Annotated in this window: 18 protein-coding genes and 1 pseudogene; all 19 read left to right on the top strand. The window is 39.1% G+C overall.

The annotated features are described in order from the left end of the window. Positions 1 to 401 precede the first annotated feature (401 nt). The 19 genes and pseudogenes from der to NV349_RS07180 all read left to right on the top strand — a co-directional run bounded on the left by der (position 402) and on the right by NV349_RS07180 (position 16,292). Positions 402 to 1,712, top strand: a complete 1,311-nt coding sequence (der, locus tag NV349_RS07090; protein WP_036126778.1) for a ribosome biogenesis GTPase Der — start codon at positions 402 to 404, stop codon at positions 1,710 to 1,712. Between the two features lie 108 nt (positions 1,713 to 1,820). Then, the gene (locus NV349_RS07095; RefSeq protein ID WP_058844243.1) at positions 1,821 to 2,837 is read left to right on the top strand and encodes an NAD(P)H-dependent glycerol-3-phosphate dehydrogenase; all 1,017 of its coding nucleotides are present in this window, start codon (positions 1,821 to 1,823) and stop codon (positions 2,835 to 2,837) included. Between the two features lie 224 nt (positions 2,838 to 3,061). Beyond that, complete coding sequence (locus NV349_RS07100) at positions 3,062 to 3,274, top strand: DUF2768 domain-containing protein (RefSeq protein WP_008180416.1); 213 nt, start codon at positions 3,062 to 3,064, stop codon at positions 3,272 to 3,274. Between the two features lie 24 nt (positions 3,275 to 3,298). Beyond that, a complete protein-coding gene (locus NV349_RS07105) occupies positions 3,299 to 4,081 on the top strand; it encodes a YphF family lipoprotein (RefSeq protein ID WP_058844244.1) in 783 nt (260 codons plus the stop codon). 93 nt (positions 4,082 to 4,174) lie between these two features. Then, positions 4,175 to 5,653, top strand: coding sequence for a stage IV sporulation protein A (spoIVA, locus tag NV349_RS07110; protein ID WP_036126772.1), 1,479 nt, complete (start codon positions 4,175 to 4,177; stop codon positions 5,651 to 5,653). A gap of 199 nt (positions 5,654 to 5,852) precedes the next feature. Next, positions 5,853 to 6,125 (top strand): HU family DNA-binding protein, encoded by a 273-nt coding sequence (locus tag NV349_RS07115; protein WP_004232618.1) that lies wholly within the window; start codon positions 5,853 to 5,855, stop codon positions 6,123 to 6,125. 220 nt (positions 6,126 to 6,345) lie between these two features. Continuing rightward, positions 6,346 to 6,915, top strand: a complete 570-nt coding sequence (folE, locus tag NV349_RS07120; protein WP_036126769.1) for a GTP cyclohydrolase I FolE — start codon at positions 6,346 to 6,348, stop codon at positions 6,913 to 6,915. Positions 6,916 to 6,977: 62 nt separating this feature from the next. Continuing rightward, positions 6,978 to 7,196, top strand: coding sequence for a trp RNA-binding attenuation protein MtrB (mtrB, locus tag NV349_RS07125; protein WP_004232621.1), 219 nt, complete (start codon positions 6,978 to 6,980; stop codon positions 7,194 to 7,196). A gap of 260 nt (positions 7,197 to 7,456) precedes the next feature. Beyond that, complete coding sequence (locus NV349_RS07130; RefSeq protein ID WP_036126766.1) at positions 7,457 to 8,224, top strand: heptaprenyl diphosphate synthase component 1; 768 nt, start codon at positions 7,457 to 7,459, stop codon at positions 8,222 to 8,224. Between the two features lie 15 nt (positions 8,225 to 8,239). Further along, entirely contained in the window at positions 8,240 to 8,944 is a 705-nt protein-coding gene (locus NV349_RS07135) for a demethylmenaquinone methyltransferase (RefSeq protein ID WP_036126763.1), read from the top strand. Between the two features lie 19 nt (positions 8,945 to 8,963). After that, a complete protein-coding gene (hepT, locus tag NV349_RS07140; RefSeq protein WP_036126761.1) occupies positions 8,964 to 9,938 on the top strand; it encodes a heptaprenyl diphosphate synthase component II in 975 nt (324 codons plus the stop codon). An 86-nt stretch (positions 9,939 to 10,024) separates the two neighbouring features. Continuing rightward, complete coding sequence (gene ndk / locus NV349_RS07145) at positions 10,025 to 10,441, top strand: nucleoside-diphosphate kinase (protein ID WP_141904065.1); 417 nt, start codon at positions 10,025 to 10,027, stop codon at positions 10,439 to 10,441. 116 nt (positions 10,442 to 10,557) lie between these two features. Continuing rightward, the gene (locus tag NV349_RS07150; protein WP_271912774.1) at positions 10,558 to 10,968 is read left to right on the top strand and encodes a hypothetical protein; all 411 of its coding nucleotides are present in this window, start codon (positions 10,558 to 10,560) and stop codon (positions 10,966 to 10,968) included. Continuing rightward, positions 10,961 to 11,707 (top strand): hypothetical protein, encoded by a 747-nt coding sequence (locus NV349_RS07155; RefSeq protein WP_058844247.1) that lies wholly within the window; start codon positions 10,961 to 10,963, stop codon positions 11,705 to 11,707. Before NV349_RS07150 ends, NV349_RS07155 begins: the two co-directional genes overlap by 8 nt. 150 nt (positions 11,708 to 11,857) lie before the next feature. Further along, a pseudogene (locus NV349_RS07160) lies at positions 11,858 to 11,983 on the top strand (nucleoside-diphosphate kinase); the annotation flags it as partial. A gap of 242 nt (positions 11,984 to 12,225) precedes the next feature. Further along, a complete protein-coding gene (locus tag NV349_RS07165) occupies positions 12,226 to 13,374 on the top strand; it encodes a thiolase family protein (RefSeq protein ID WP_036123230.1) in 1,149 nt (382 codons plus the stop codon). Positions 13,375 to 13,388: 14 nt separating this feature from the next. Next, entirely contained in the window at positions 13,389 to 14,156 is a 768-nt protein-coding gene (locus NV349_RS07170; protein ID WP_036123227.1) for a 3-hydroxyacyl-CoA dehydrogenase, read from the top strand. A gap of 88 nt (positions 14,157 to 14,244) precedes the next feature. After that, positions 14,245 to 15,870 carry a long-chain fatty acid--CoA ligase gene (locus NV349_RS07175; protein ID WP_271912778.1) on the top strand — a complete coding sequence of 542 codons (1,626 nt, stop codon included), beginning with the start codon at positions 14,245 to 14,247 and terminating at the stop codon, positions 15,868 to 15,870. 191 nt (positions 15,871 to 16,061) lie between these two features. Next, positions 16,062 to 16,292 (top strand): hypothetical protein, encoded by a 231-nt coding sequence (locus NV349_RS07180; RefSeq protein ID WP_016994411.1) that lies wholly within the window; start codon positions 16,062 to 16,064, stop codon positions 16,290 to 16,292. The last annotated feature ends 25 nt before the right edge of the window (positions 16,293 to 16,317 follow it).

Here is a 16,317-nt window from a genome sequence, read left to right on the forward strand (position 1 = left end):
GGCTAACTCATAAAGAGGCGGATAAAAACTTCAGATAGAAGGATAGAACTTATAAAGAGGTGGATAGAATCTTTAAATGGAAGGATAGAACTGAAAAAGCGATGGATAGAACCCTCGAATCGAAGGCTAGTACATAAAGCGATGGATAGAACCCTCGAATCGAAGGCTAACGCTTAAAGCGTAGGATAGAACCCTCGAATCGAAGGCTAATGCTTAAAGCGTAGGATAGAATCTTCAAATCGCAAGATAAAACTCAAAAATCAGAGGATAGAATCAAATAAAATTCATCAAACGTCTCGTTATTGCCATACATAGCGTTCTACATTATGGATATGATATGATATAATGGCATTTTTCGTGTATAATAGCGAAAGACAAGAAGTTGGAAGGATGAAGTACAGATGACGAAACCAGTAGTAGCCATCGTAGGTCGTCCGAACGTAGGTAAGTCGACGATTTTTAATCGTATCGTTGGAGAGCGTGTTTCGATTGTGGAGGATATCCCAGGCGTAACGCGTGATCGTATTTATAGTTCGGCAGAGTGGTTAACACACGATTTTAATATTATTGATACAGGTGGGATTGAAATTGGAGACGAGCCGTTTTTAGAGCAAATTCGTCAACAAGCTGAAATCGCCATTGATGAAGCGGACGTTATTATTTTTATGACTAATGGTCGTGAAGGGGTAACGGCAGCAGATGAGCAAGTTGCTAAAATTTTATACAAAACAAAAAAACCAGTCGTATTAGCAGTCAATAAAATTGATAATCCTGATATGCGTGAAATGATTTATGATTTTTATGCACTTGGCTTCGGAGAGCCTTGGCCGATTTCTGGTTCGCATGGCTTAGGTTTAGGGGATTTATTAGACGAATGTGCAAAGCATTTCCCGAAAGAAGATGAAGAACAATATGGAGATGATGTGATTAAATTCTCTTTAATTGGTCGTCCGAATGTTGGGAAATCTTCATTAGTAAATGCTTTCTTAGGGCAAGAACGCGTTATCGTTAGTAATATTGCGGGGACAACACGTGATGCTATTGATACGCCATATGAGTATGACGATCAGGAATATGTCATTATTGATACAGCCGGCATGCGTAAAAAAGGGAAAATCTATGAAACCACTGAGAAATACTCGGTTTTACGTGCGCTACGTGCCATTGAACGCTCAGACGTTGTTTTAGTGGTAATGAATGCAGAAGAGGGTATTCAGGAGCAGGATAAAAAAATTGCAGGCTATGCACATGAGGCTGGAAAAGCTGTTGTGATCGTAGTGAATAAATGGGATGCCATTGAAAAAGACGAAAAAACGATGAATGTCTTTACACAGCAAATTCGTGAGCATTTCCTATTTTTAGATTATGCCCCGATTATTTTTGTATCGGCTAATACAAAACAGCGTGTGCATCAAATTTTACCGATTATTCAACGTGTAAGTGAAAATCATGCGATGCGTATTCAGTCTTCTATCTTAAATGAAGTGATTGAGGATTCCGTGGCACGTAATCCTGCGCCGACGGATAAAGGTCGTCGTTTACGTATTTACTATGCTACTCAGGTTGCGATTAAGCCACCGACATTTGTTGTGTTCGTGAATGAGCCTGAGCTGATGCATTTTTCATACGAACGTTTCTTAGAAAATCGAATTCGTGAAACATTTGACTTTGAAGGAACACCAATTCGTTTAATTACACGTGCTCGTGCTTAAGGTACTAGCTATACACATACAATACGCCAACCCGACATATTTGTTGGGTGGCGTCTTTTTACAAGAACAGAAATTATTATAGACAACCCAACAAAGGGAGGATTTTTTATGGAAAAAGTTTGTGTGTTAGGGGCAGGCTCATGGGGTACTGCACTGGCGATGGTACTAGCGGAAAATGGACATGATACGCTTGTATGGACACATAGAGCTAATCAGGCAGAAGAAATCAACCATCTGCATACGAATAAAAAATATTTACCAGAGACCGTTCTGCCTGCAAATTTACATGCGACGAGTGATATAGCAATGGCAGCTACGCATGCAGAGACTATTGTTGTGGCTGTTCCTACGAAAGCTATTCGAGAAGTTTGTGAGAAATTAACGGCTAAACTAGCTAGAAAAGTGTTATTTGTCCATGTTTCTAAAGGGATTGAGCCAGATTCATTAAAACGAATTTCTGAAATTTTAGCGGAAAGTTTGCCAGCTGAAAATGTGGAAGAAATTGTCGTTCTTTCCGGACCAAGTCATGCCGAGGAAGTTGTGCTGCACCACCCGACAACGGTTACTGCTGCTTGTGCTAACATAGACGCTGCTGAAAAAGTTCAGGATTTATTTATGAATCAATTTTTCCGTGTTTACACAAACGATGATGTGATCGGTGTAGAAATTGGTGGGGCACTGAAAAATGTCATTGCATTAGCTGCAGGTATTACAGATGGCTTGAATTATGGTGATAACGCGAAAGCAGCACTTATTACACGAGGACTTGCGGAGATTACACGTTTAGGTGTAAAAATGGGCGGTAATCCATTTACCTTCTCAGGGCTTACAGGCATGGGAGATTTAATTGTAACCTGTACAAGCGTTCACTCCCGAAACTGGCGAGCTGGGAATATGCTAGGGCAAGGGATGAAGCTACAAGAAGTGTTAGATCAAATGGGCATGGTTGTAGAAGGTGTACGTACCACAAAGGCAGCCTATCAATTAGCAGAAAAGTATGGTGTGGCTATGCCGATTTCCACAGAGCTTTATAGTGTTCTATTTAATGATGTTGAACCGAAAGTGGCGGTTGACGCATTAATGATGCGTATGAAAAAACGAGAAATAGATGATATGAAGCATTAATATTAATTTTTTGATTAAATCTGTCATAAAACGGACATAAATAAGGTGTCTCAACGAATCTGTTGAGACGCCTTATTGTGTGCTATTAGTTGAATAGTGCAAGCACTGTAAAAGAGTTGTCCATTTCTTGATAGTTATGGGACAACTATTTCTTTTTAGCGAAGGCACATAGTATAATATACTTTGATTGTTTCTTGACATTGAACGAAAGGTGGTTATTTGAAATGGGCCCGTTAGCTCATATGCCTGCACTGGATGTAATGTGGGTGTCGTTTTATTGTATAGGCTTTATGATAATATCAGTCGGCTTAATTTATTTAGCTCGGAATAAGATTTCAAATGTATTTTTACGAACAATCGTAAATTTATGTGCATACATACTGTTTGGACTTGGCACATTTTTAATGGTACTAATAGTTGCCACATGGCCAGCATAAAAAATTAATGAGGTGTTCAGTAACATGAAAAAACTAAGTGCTTTTCTGTTGGTATTTGCAACTGCCATACTGTTAGTAGGGTGTGCGTACCCAGAAGACGAAAAAAGGGCAAAGGTCACACCTGATGTCGACCAGTTAGCTGCAGTTCAACGTGCCGTGAATGAATACCGCGAAGCAACTGGTGGGCTAGTACCAATTAAAAATAGTGAACTTGATACAGACATTTATATCAAATACTTAATCGACTTTGAAAAGCTTATGCCGAAGTATTTGACGACAATTCCTGGTAATGCCTATGAAAAAGGCGGTATATATCAATATATTATTTGGGATCCTGAAGATCAAGCGACGGTCAAATTAGTAGATTTAAATGCGGCTGAGCGTATACGTGAAATAGGTATTCGTAAACTATCTACACAGTATTTGCCAATCAAAGGTTCAATGTCCGATAATGTTTATCAAATTAATTATAAAGATTTGGGCTATAAAACAGATGTGACAGTGAAAAGTCCTTATTCTGGCGTCGAATTACCGCTCTTTATGACAGGTGACGGTGAATTGCATGTGGATTATTCTGTGGATTTAGGACAACTTTTAAAAGAAGACAAGCCTGATGTCAAACCTGGTGATGATATTCGTCAGTTACTTGTCGACAAATATCCTGTAGTGCCTGCTTATTCTGTTCCCTATACAGTGGATGATAATGGTGAGCCAATTTATGATATGGAAACGTATAGTGTAGATGTCCAAAAGGCGAAAGAACGACAAAAACAAGAGGCAGAAGCCGCTGAGAAAAAAGAAGAATAAGAAACAAAGCTCCTTACATTTGTGAGGGGCTTTTTCATATTTGTCTACAAGCTTGCATATAGTGAAAAAGCGTAGATAAAGGAGGCAGAAACCTTGAGTGAAGCAGTATTTAGAGAAATTGCAGAGCGCACAAATGGCGATGTTTATATTGGTGTTGTCGGTCCAGTACGTGTAGGTAAATCAACATTTGTAAAAAAGGTAATGGAATCAGTCGTGTTACCAAATATTGTGGATGAAACAGAAAGAATGCGAGCACAAGATGAGTTGCCACAAAGTTCTCCGGGGCCTGTCATTATGACTGCTGAGCCGAAGTTTGTGCCTGCTCAAGCAACCCGTATTGTGGTCGGCGAAGATGAGATGCCATTCCAAATTCGTTTAGCAGATTGTGTTGGTTATATTATTGATGGGACAAAGGGCTATGAAGATGAAAACGGTCCTAAATATGTTCATACGCCTTGGCATACAGAGCCAATTCCATTTCAGGAAGCCGCTAAAATTGGCACAGATAAGGTGATTCGTGACCATGCGAATATCGGTATTGTTGTTACGACTGATGGTACCGTTAACGGAATCAGTCGCCGTGCCGCAGAGAAGGCAGAAGAGGAAATTGTTGAACAGTTAAAAGAAATCGGCAAGCCTTTTGTCATCCTTCTGAATTGCCAAATGCCAGCGAGAGAGGAAACGGTTCAGCTTCGCAATGAATTGTTTGAACGTTACAATGTGCCTGTTATTGCCATGGCGATTGACCAAATGAGGGAAACGGATATTCAATATATTTTACAAGAGGCGTTATTTGAGTTTCCTATCCGTACAATTGAGGTGGAAAAACCAGATTGGCTGGACGTTTTAGATGCTACACACCCATTAAATGTTGCCTTGATTGATTCCATGGAGGAAGTACTCTCTTCTGTAATGAAAATTCGGGATGTGCAACAGGCGTCAGATGCCTTTAAAGCCATTGATTTTATCGATCAAAGTGAAGTCGTTCATGTAGATGCTGGTGTGGGAACGGCGGTAATTCGTGTATCCCTACAGGGCGAATTGTACAAATCGGTTTGTAATGAATGGCTAGAAGAGCCGATTGAAACGAAAAAGGATTGGCTGCTCTTTATTAAAGAGGCGGCAGAGGCAAAAGAAGCCCAAAAACGCTTCAAAAGTGCGATTCATGATGCTGATACGTCAGGTTATGGTGTGACATTGCCGATGATGCAAGAATTTGAGCCAACAGCACCAGAGCTCATTAAGCAAAATAATTTCTTTGGTGTACGAATGAAAGCAAAGGCGCCATCTTACCATATTATCCGTGTAGATATGGAATCTGAGTTTGCACCGTTAATCGGTTCGGAATTCCATAGTCAGCAACTGCTAAAAGATTTAAATCATGCTTATTTACATGATCGTGATGCATTATGGAATACACAGCTTTTTGGAACGCCACTACACGAAGTATTAAAAGAAGGAATACGCTATAAAATGGATGCAGTTCCATCTACTGCTAAAAAACGTATGCGTCAAACGATTGAACGTATGGTCAACGAAGGTGATCGAGGTTTAGTGACATTTATTTTATAGTGATAAAAATCAAAAAAAAGTACGAAAAATAGGTGAAGGGCTTTTCGTTTTTATGCGAAAAGTCCTTTTATTTTTGTTTTTTGGGTGAAAAACTGATTTTTTGGTTATAATCATGTATGAATACAGTTGCGTAGCGGTTTTCTATGTGTTACTCTTTTTACAGAATTGGTTCATGACCCTTTGAGAGGAGGTGAATGGTGTGAATAAAACAGAATTAGTAAACTCTGTTGCTGAAGCTGCAGGTCTTTCTAAAAAAGACGCTTCTAAAGCAGTTGAAGCTGTATTTGATACAATTCAAGATGCTCTTGCAAAGGGTGACAAAGTACAATTAATTGGTTTTGGTAACTTTGAAGTACGTGAACGTGCGGCTCGTAAAGGTCGTAACCCACAAACTGGTAAAGAAATCGAAATCGCTGCTAGCAAGGTGCCTGCTTTCAAACCAGGTAAAGCGCTTAAAGACGCGGTAAAATAATACACGTCTAGTAGTTACATAGAGCAGTCTTCATGTTAACGAACATGAAGGCTGCTCTTTTTAACGTTAAAATTCATTTTACATAACATTAATACGGGAATTTGCTGAGCTAGAAATGAATTTCTAATGAATCAGGTAAGTCATTTTGCGCTTCCCTTTTGGATGTGCTACGATGCATAGGGAAATGTGTAATGTTTTGATACGCAGGAGGGTTTTTCGGATGTCGAATATTGATTTATTAAAAATAGAAGAAGCAGTAAAAATGATTTTAGAGGCGGTAGGTGAAGACGTAAATCGCGAAGGTTTATTGGATACACCAAAACGTGTAGCAAAAATGTATGCTGAGATGTTTAGCGGCTTGCATGAGGATGCAAAAGATTATTTTAAAACGGTGTTTCATGAGGATCATGAAGAATTAGTGCTTGTCAAAGATATTCCTTTTTATTCGATGTGTGAGCATCATCTAGTACCTTTCTATGGCAAAGCACATGTCGCATACATACCAAATGACGGCGTTGTAGCTGGCCTTAGTAAACTTGGACGAGCAGTGGAAACGATTGCCCGCAGACCGCAATTGCAAGAGCGTATTACCTCTTCAGTAGCGGAAACAATTATGGAGATGCTTGCACCAAAAGGCGTTTATGTGGTCATTGAGGCTGAGCATATGTGCATGACAATGCGAGGACTAAAAAAACCGGGTTCCAAAACGGTAACATCTGTTGCTCGTGGTATTTACGAAGAAGATGAAGTGAAACGAAGAGAAGTACTGTCATTTATTCAAATGTCTTAAATTGCATGTCTAATTATGTTATGATGTACTAAGAATTTGTCGGATTTAAGGAGTGTACAAAGATGTCACAAGATTATATTGTTATTCAAGCAGAAGAAGATGGTGTCCATGTCATTGGTTTAACTCGTGGAACAGATACAAAATTCCATCATTCAGAAAAGCTAGATGCCGGCGAAGTAATGATTGCTCAATTTACAGAACACACATCTGCCATGAAAATACGTGGTAAAGCACAAATTCATACAGCACATGGTGTGATCAATAGCGAAGCAAAAAAATAATAAAGAGTTCTTTCGATAGGTTTTGCCCTGTTTTAAGTATGACAGGCACATAGAAAAACAATCATTGTGAAAAACTGAGTAAGAGGTTTCTGGGCAGTTAGTATTCCCGCATCAAATAATGGGAATGCTTTACTGCCTGTCCTATGAAGAAAGCAAATTTTTTTTATTCCACATCGTTGCATATGCTATAATGACTCAGTAAGCAAGCGTTAAGTCTTAGATAAGACTAGCGTATCTGAAAGTGAAATGGAGTAAGGTCTATGAATGCAACATACATTCAAAATTCAATTGCACAGTTAAAAACAGAGATTTTCATGGATGTTCGTCATAGAACTTTGCAAAAATACACAGGAGTTCCTGTGATAGATGAAAATCAATTGTTTTATTTGTTAATCCCTTTTTTGAATGGTGAAGAGTGGCAACAAGAGCAACAAGAGGCTGCAATTACTGTTGGCATTGTATACGCAGCATTAGCGGCTCACGATCATATAAAAGAAATAGATGCAACATCAAAAGAACAGCAGCTTACCGTTTTAGCTGGAGATTTTTATAGTGGTCGTTATTATGAAATATTAGCGATGTCAGGAAATGTCGCATTGATCCGAAATTTGTCACAAGGTATAGTGGCTCGTTGTGAACACCAGATTAAAGTGTATGAAGCAGAGCAACGAACAATCGAGCAATGGTATGCGTCGTTGTGTAATATTGAAGCGGGATTAATTGCTCAATTTTTCGGTCTTTATTCTTTCAGTGACTATATACCGCTTATAGAAAAAAGCTTATTAATCTTGCGTTTAGAAAGAGAATGGGCGGCTTATCAGCGTGGGCAAATGTCTTTAATGGGTAAGGCACTTGAAGCAAGTGTCAGACAAAATGGCGCAACCTTTAATAGCGTCATCCAGGAAAAAATTGTGCATTTAAAAACAGAGCTATCACAGATCATCAATCATTCAACTTTTTTACAAAGTGATATCAAACAAGCTTTACATGCACACGTAGAGGCATCCATTGCTTCTACTAACGGATAAGAGAGGTTTTTCAAAATGGCTAAAACGAAAGAAGAACACGTTCACGAAGTATTTGAGAGTATTTCGGACAACTACGACAAAATGAATGGTGTAATTAGTTTCCAGATGCATGTTGGCTGGCGTAACGATACGATGAAGCATATGGCTGTAAAACCTGGAACAAAAGCGCTGGATGTATGCTGTGGCACGGCAGACTGGACAATCGCTTTGGCAGAAGCAGTAGGTGAAAGTGGAGAAGTTAAAGGTCTCGACTTTAGTCAAAACATGCTGAAAGTTGGCGAACAAAAGGTGCAGTCATACCCGCAAATAGAACTAATTCATGGAAACGCGATGGAGTTACCTTTTCCAGATGATACGTTTGATTATGTGACGATTGGCTTTGGTCTTCGCAATGTACCTGATTATTTACAAGTCTTGAAGGAAATGCATCGTGTCGTAAAACCAGGTGGTATGGTGGTATGTTTAGAAACATCTCAATCTGAAATTCCTGGTTATCGTCAACTGTTCCGTTTTTATTTTAAATATATAATGCCGATATTTGGTAAAATATTTGCGAAAAGCTATAAGGAATATTCTTGGCTTCAGGAATCTGCGAATGATTTCCCAGGTATGAAGAAGTTAGCGGCATTGTTTGAGCAGGCAGGATTAGAAAAAGTAACGTACAAAGCATACAGTGGCGGGGCTGCGGCAATGCATATGGGCTTTAAAAAGGTACGTTAATGGGGGAAGGTTTTCACACGTGGAAAAGATGAAGTTAAAACTACTCTATTCCGATTTGAAATCAGATATCGATATCATTGAACGAGAGTTAGAAAAAGCGGTGGACTCGTCTTCATATTTGATCAACGATGCTTCTCTCCATTTATTACAAGCTGGTGGCAAACGGATACGACCAATTTTTGTGTTACTAGGTGCAAAATTTGGCGATTATGACATTGAGAAGATGAAGGATGTAGCAGTGCCTTTAGAACTCATTCATATGGCATCACTTGTGCATGATGATGTCATTGATGATTCCAATATGCGAAGAGGACGCCCGACTGTCAAATCACAATGGAATAACAGAGTAGCAATGTACACGGGCGATTTTATTTTTGCACGTGCACTAGAATATATTACAAAGCTGGAAGACCCGCTTGTTCATCAAATTTTAGCCCGTACCATGGTAGAGATTTGTAACGGTGAAGTCATTCAAATTGAAGATAAATTTAGATTAGATCAAGGCTTAAAAGATTATTTTAGAAGAATCAAACGCAAAACAGCATTACTTATTTCCTCAAGCTGTGAGCTAGGGGCTGTAGCGGCAGGTGTTGATGCTAAAACAGTGCGACATTTAAAACGCTTCGGCTACTTTGTAGGCATGAGCTTCCAAATTATCGATGATGTGTTAGATATCATGGCAACAGATAAGGAGCTAGGGAAGCCTGCAGGTAGTGATTTATTGCAGGGCAATATTACATTACCGATTCTATTGCTGAAAGATGAGCCAGAGATGCAGCCATACTTAGTCAAAGTATTTGCAGGCACATTAACAGAACCGGAACGTCAAAATATGTTGCAATATGTGCGTAAATCTCATGCAATTGAGCAAGCTAATCGTATGAGTGATAAATATTTGAAAAAGGCCTTACAGGAAATTGATGCTTTACCAAAACATCCCGTAAAGAAAAAACTGCGTGATGTAGCATTGTTCATGGGTAAGCGCAAATTCTAGCTTTTTGTTGTATAAAGGCTCATTTTTTGTTAATATTTATCGGTAGGTGTAAAACCTGTTAGACGAATTTAAGGAGTGTTTTAAACATGGCAATTGAACAAACTTTTTTAATGGTTAAGCCTGACGGCGTTGAACGTCAAGTAATTGGAGACATCGTTGACCGTTTCGAACGTCGCGGTTTTGTAATGAAAGGTGCTAAATTAATGGTAATTCCTAAAGAATTAGCAGAAAAGCACTATGCTGAGCATGCTGAGCGTCCATTCTTTGGTGAATTAGTTGATTTCATCACTTCTGGTCCTGTATTCGCTATGGTATGGGAAGGCGAGAACGTAATCAAGCTTGCTCGTACAATGATGGGTGCAACTAAACCTGAAGAATCTAACCCAGGTACAATCCGTGGTGACTATGCAACAACTGTTTCTCACAACATCATCCACGGTTCTGACTCTCTTGCTTCTGCAGAGCGCGAAATCGCTTTATTCTTCGGTGAAGATTTAGTTTAATTTGCGAATCTAAGAAGCGTAGCGAAAATAACTACGAATAGAACTCAATAAAAAAATCATCTATTTTTCCGATGTAACTTTTACCTTCTAACAAAAAATGTTAGGGGGTTTTTTATTTGTCAAAATCATTCAATAAAGTTAACACAAACATTGATTTAAGCTTATTGACTATCAAAACTGAAAAAGAACCAAAGAAAGAAATGGTGACAAAAATCAATAACTCAATAGTTAAAATGGATACGTTTGATGAATTGGACAACAGAAATATAACCATTAAACATGCCATACAAATTTTAAATCAACAATGGCGACTAAACGGATTAAGACCAAGGACAATTGATAGTTACAACTATAATTTTAAGCGATTTGTTGAAGTTACTAAAGTTGAATTTCTCCATGAAATCAACAATGAAAAAATTTATCAATATGGGAATTCCTTCTTTTTTTATTTGCGTTTCTTTTCCATGACGACTTTTGGTAGAATATTGTTAATACATATAAAAAGAAGGGGTAAATCACATGAATAACAAAATTGCATCAATACTTATTTGTGTTTTATTAGTCACTATAGGTGTCATTGGATATTTTGTTTATAACGAATATCAGATTGACAGTGCGAATGATGAATCTAATGTAAGTAAGGGTAAAGAATTAGAGTATGAGGAATTTGAGGAAAACTTAGAAGATGCTGAAATTAATAACGAAGTAGTAGAGGAGGATACTGAATTAATAAGAGAAATCAAAAACAAAATTTCTAGTGCGCATTCATCAGACTCTTATGAAGGATTTATTGAAGCATATAAACTTTCGCAAGGGGTTGATACAGAGGATGAAGAATTTAATATATTACTTACTTTTGCAAAAATGAGAATAACTACATGGAATGCAGCAAAAGAATCGGTAGGTGAATCTTTTACACCTCTATTATCTAGTGGAGATCAAAGGGAAATACAAGATGTTGCTAGTTTAGTACATCCTGATTATTATAATGGAATGATGGCAGATACAATTATAGAAATAGTGTATAGGCATATGAGTAGAGAAAAATGGATGGAAATATATAATAAAGCAAATGGTATTTATATGGGTGAACCAATTATTGGAATGACTAAGCAGGATATAATAGATAAAACTACGTGGGGTAGACCAACAAAAATCAATAAAACTGAGAATATAAATGGTGTAAGTGAGCAGTGGGTTTATCCAAACCATCAGTATTTATATATTGAGGATGGAATATTAACGTCAATTTCAACAAGTTACTAAGAAGGTGTAACAACCTTCCTTATCTACTTCATTTATAATCGAAAATAGAAGGTAAAAAAACTTAGTTCTAATTTAGTTTTTTTCGTTTATTTCAGAGAACCCATGATATTAGTGATTTCAGAGACAATAGTTATAGACTATTTTCTTGGTAGTAACCCAGGTACAATCCGTGGTGACTACGCAACAACTGTTTCTCACAACATCATCCACGGTTCAGACTCTCTTGCTTCTGCAGAGCGTGAAATTGGCTTATTCTTCGGTGAAGATTTAGTTTAATTTGCGAATAGAATAGATTAGGCAGTCTCAATTTACTTGGGATTGCTTTTTTTATTGCCTAAAAAGTAAGGATAGATAGTATGGCAATAGAGAAATTATCTATTTCTAGATAGATATAGAATTGTTAAAAGCTTTTTCCTCCTGTACAATTAAAGATGTAATATTCTGATAATTAAGTTAGGAATAGATTGATAGGCCTGTCAATAAACTGTGAGGGATGACAAGGAAAAGGGGTTATGGATATGAGAGAAGTGGTAATCGTAGCAGCTGTGCGAACTGCTGTAGGGCGTAGTAAGGGAGCATTAAGTCAAGTTCGAGCGGATGATTTAGCAGCAGATGTGTTACAGGAGGCTGTAAGGCGAGCAGGGATTGGCAAGGAACAAGTGGATGATGTCATATTAGGCTGTGTAACGCAAACAGCTGAACAAGGGGGGAATATTGCACGGACAGCTTTATTGATGGCTGGCTTTCCAGATAGTGTGCCAGGGGTAACCATTGATCGTCAATGTGGCTCTAGCCAACAGGCCGTCCATTTTGCAGCACAGGCCATTCTAGCGGGGGATATGGATATTGTCATTGCTGGTGGCGTGGAAAGTATGTCAAGGGTACAGATGGGCTCAAATATGCAAAATGCACATGCTGGCAAACGCTTACAGGAGAATTATGATATTATCCATCAAGGATTATCAGCGGAGAAAATCGCCTCACAATGGTCTTTATCAAAAGAACAGCTCAATAGCTATGCTTATCAAAGCCATCAACGAGCAATCGCAGCCATTGAAGCAGGTCATTTCAAAGATGAAATACTACCTATTCGAGTTCCACAGGAGGATGGATCAGTGACAACATTTACTGTTGATGAAGGTCCTCGTGCAGAAACAACTGTCGATATTTTAAATGGGCTAAAAACTGTTTTTCAAGAGGATGGCGTTATTACTGCTGGCAATGCAAGTCAGATGAGTGATGGGGCATCAGCGGTAGTGGTGATGTCCTTGGATAAAGCCCAGGAACTTGGTATTCAGCCACTTGCTAAAATTGTGGCAAGAGTGGTCGTAGGCTCTGATCCAACATTAATGTTAACAGGGCCAATCGAAGCTACGAGAAAAGCGCTAGAACGATCAGGTCTCAACATAGAGGATATCGACACATATGAGGTAAATGAAGCCTTTGCACCAGTACCGCTCGCATGGCTACAGGACATGGGTGGAGATCCGAAGAAGCTCAATCCTGATGGGGGAGCGATTGCATTAGGGCATCCATTAGGGGCAACTGGTACAAAATTGTTAACGACTATGTTATATCGCATGGAGCGAGAAAATTATCGTTACGGCTTACTGGCAATCTGTGAGGGAATGGGGATGGCAAATGCCACGATCATCGAAAAAATGTAAGGGGGATATGTTTGATGAAACATCATGAAGTGGTAGCGGTAGTAACGGGTGGTGCTTCAGGTTTAGGGGAGGCAACTGTCCGTCACCTTGTTGAACGAGGTGGCAAAGCGGTTGTTTTTGATGTCAATGATGAACGTGGACAAGCTCTAGTAGAGGAATTAGGGCAAAATGTCATCTATGCACGAGTGGATGTTACGAAGGAGGAGGACGTGGCAACAGGTCTTGAGCAGGCCATTGCAGCATTTGGCAAGATTAATGTAGCGGTGAATTGTGCTGGCATTGCTGATGCGAGTAAAGTGATTTCGAAGCGAGGCGTACATGCCCTTGCTTTATTTGAAAAAGTGATCACTGTTAATTTAATTGGTACATTTAATGTCATCCGTCTAGTCGCGGAGAAAATGCAGCACAATGAGTCGAATGAGGATGGGCAGAGAGGTGTTATTATTAATACTGCGTCTGTGGCTGCATTTGATGGTCAAATTGGACAAGCAGCTTATAGTGCGTCAAAGGGTGGAGTGGCAGCGATGACATTGCCAATTGCACGAGAACTTGCGGAGATCGGTGTACGTGTGATGACCATCGCGCCAGGTTTAATTGAAACACCGATGTTTGCTTCGTTACCTGAGCCTGCAAGAACAGCTCTTGCTCAAATGACACCATTCCCTAAGCGGCTTGGAAAACCTTCGGAGTATGCCCTTTTAGTTGAAAGTATTATCCATAATGGTTTGTTAAATGGTGAGGTCATTCGTCTGGATGGTGCGATCCGTATGCAGCCTAAGTAACAACAACAATATTTAATTTTTGAAGTGGTTTGTCGCAGCTAGTAGTCTTGGTCGTTTCAAAATTTGATGTATGAAGGGACGCGGTATAATGCATATGATGGACACACCTTTATTATTAACAAGTTTTTTGAATCGCGCAGAACGATTTTTTCATTCGAAGAAAATTTATTCTAGAACAAGTGCGACAACTATTCATGAGTTTACGTATAAAGAATATGTTAAACGAACGCGCCGATTAGCGGATGCACTTACCAAGCTTGGAATGGAGCGAGGTATGAAGGTAGGCACATTTGCTTGGAATCACCATCGACATTTGGAAGCCTATTTTGCAGTCCCATGTGCAGGAGCAGTACTGCATATGATTAATATTCGGTTAGCACCTGAGCACATTGCTTATGTCATCAATCATGCAGAGGATGAAATATTACTAATTGATGATAATCTAGTACCACTTATTGCACCAATCTTGTCACAGCTGAAAACGGTAAAACATTTTATCATTATGGGAGATGCTGTTGCAGTCGAATCTATCCCCATCCCAAATGCTCTTTCTTATGAGGCTTTGCTCGCTGAGGCCAATGAACATTTCGTATTCCCAGAAGATTTAGATGAAAATACACCTGCTGGCATGTGCTATACAAGTGCAACGACAGGCATGCCCAAGGGAGTTGTTTATACTCATCGTAGCATCGTTCTGCATAGTTTAACGGCTGGCCTTGCTGATAGTATTGCTATTTGTGAATCGGATGTAGTGTTACCAGTTGTCCCAATGTTCCATGCTAATGCATGGGGATTACCTTTTGCCAGTGTCGCATTTGGTGCTACACAGGTCTTACCAGGTCCGATGTTTACACCACAGCTTTTACTTGAGTTATTTGACGTATATAAAGTAACGTTGACGGCAGGAGTACCTACGATATGGCTAGGGGTTTTACAGGAGCAACGTCAAAATCCGCGTGATTTATCATCGATGCGATTAATTGTTTGTGGGGGATCTGCCTCACCAATTGGCCTAATTCGAGGCTTTGAACAAGAACTCAATATCCCTTACATGACAGGCTATGGTATGACCGAGACATCACCGCTCGTAAGTCTCTCCACCTATTTAACCCATATGCAAGACTACACAGCTGATGAGAAAATGCATGTTCGAATTACGCAAGGTATGACCATGCCTCTAATTGAAACACGGGTAGTCAATGAACATGGTGAAGTGCCATGGGATGGCAAAACGATGGGAGAACTAACGATTCGAGGTCCGTGGATTGCTAATGAGTACTATCATGATGAGCGCACAGATGAAGCCTTTAAAGATGGTTGGCTCTATACAGGCGACATCGCGGTGATGACAGCAGATGGCTATATAAAAATTACCGATCGTACAAAGGATTTAATTAAGAGTGGTGGCGAATGGATTTCTTCTGTAGAGCTTGAAAATGCATTGATGTCCCATCCAAAAGTATTTGAGGCTGCTGTTATTGCTATTCCGCATGAAAAATGGTTGGAGCGACCATTAGCATGTGTGGTAGCGAAGCCTGAATTTAAAGAATCGATTACCAAGGCAGAGCTACTAGAGAGTTTACAGAAGCAATTCCATAAAACGTGGATTCCTGATGATATCGTCTTCATTGAAGAGGTACCGAAAACGTCAGTAGGTAAATTCCTAAAGGCCAAATTACGAGAAGATTTAAAGGCGTATCGCGTACAAGTTTAATACAATGGTTAGCATGAAGGTAGTGAAAAACTACCTTCATTTTTTGTGCGAAATTTATTATATATCAGTGCATCTGAACAACTACTGACTAATGCAAAAAATATTGTATTAGAAGAAGATAAATTCCTGAAAAATGAAACTATTTTTTCCATTTTGCCGTATAATCTTAGTAACGAAAGGATGTGGATGGATTGTCAATTGCCATTGTAGCGATTATTGGAGGCGTCATTATTTCATTAGCTGGGATTTTTACAGACGCTCGCACAAGACAACAAAAAATTAAACTGAAGGCTGTTGAGAAAGAAGTAGAGTTAGAAAAGCTTAGATTGGAAACGTATACGATAGAAACAGAAAAAATGCGCCTAGAATTAGAACAGTCGAAAGTGTTACTATTAGAAGAAAAACAAAATGCAAGCAAGTAGATTGGCTTACCCAAGAAAGACTATT

The organism is Lysinibacillus sp. OF-1, assembly GCF_028356935.1.
GTDB lineage: Bacteria > Bacillota > Bacilli > Bacillales_A > Planococcaceae > Lysinibacillus > Lysinibacillus fusiformis_D.

What these genes read in the sequence shown, in the direction of transcription:
- mtrB (WP_004232621.1), top strand. Translation starts at nt 6,978, where the DNA reads ATGTCACAAGATTATATTGTTATTCAAGCAGAAGAAGATGGTGTCCAT.
- NV349_RS07165 (WP_036123230.1), top strand. Translation starts at nt 12,226, where the DNA reads ATGAGAGAAGTGGTAATCGTAGCAGCTGTGCGAACTGCTGTAGGGCGT.
- NV349_RS07100 (WP_008180416.1), top strand. Translation starts at nt 3,062, where the DNA reads ATGGGCCCGTTAGCTCATATGCCTGCACTGGATGTAATGTGGGTGTCG.
- NV349_RS07095 (WP_058844243.1), top strand. Translation starts at nt 1,821, where the DNA reads ATGGAAAAAGTTTGTGTGTTAGGGGCAGGCTCATGGGGTACTGCACTG.
- NV349_RS07130 (WP_036126766.1), top strand. Translation starts at nt 7,457, where the DNA reads ATGAATGCAACATACATTCAAAATTCAATTGCACAGTTAAAAACAGAG.
- ndk (WP_141904065.1), top strand. Translation starts at nt 10,025, where the DNA reads ATGGCAATTGAACAAACTTTTTTAATGGTTAAGCCTGACGGCGTTGAA.
- NV349_RS07155 (WP_058844247.1), top strand. Translation starts at nt 10,961, where the DNA reads ATGAATAACAAAATTGCATCAATACTTATTTGTGTTTTATTAGTCACT.
- der (WP_036126778.1), top strand. Translation starts at nt 402, where the DNA reads ATGACGAAACCAGTAGTAGCCATCGTAGGTCGTCCGAACGTAGGTAAG.
- NV349_RS07105 (WP_058844244.1), top strand. Translation starts at nt 3,299, where the DNA reads ATGAAAAAACTAAGTGCTTTTCTGTTGGTATTTGCAACTGCCATACTG.
- NV349_RS07170 (WP_036123227.1), top strand. Translation starts at nt 13,389, where the DNA reads ATGAAACATCATGAAGTGGTAGCGGTAGTAACGGGTGGTGCTTCAGGT.
- NV349_RS07135 (WP_036126763.1), top strand. Translation starts at nt 8,240, where the DNA reads ATGGCTAAAACGAAAGAAGAACACGTTCACGAAGTATTTGAGAGTATT.
- folE (WP_036126769.1), top strand. Translation starts at nt 6,346, where the DNA reads ATGTCGAATATTGATTTATTAAAAATAGAAGAAGCAGTAAAAATGATT.
- NV349_RS07175 (WP_271912778.1), top strand. Translation starts at nt 14,245, where the DNA reads ATGCATATGATGGACACACCTTTATTATTAACAAGTTTTTTGAATCGC.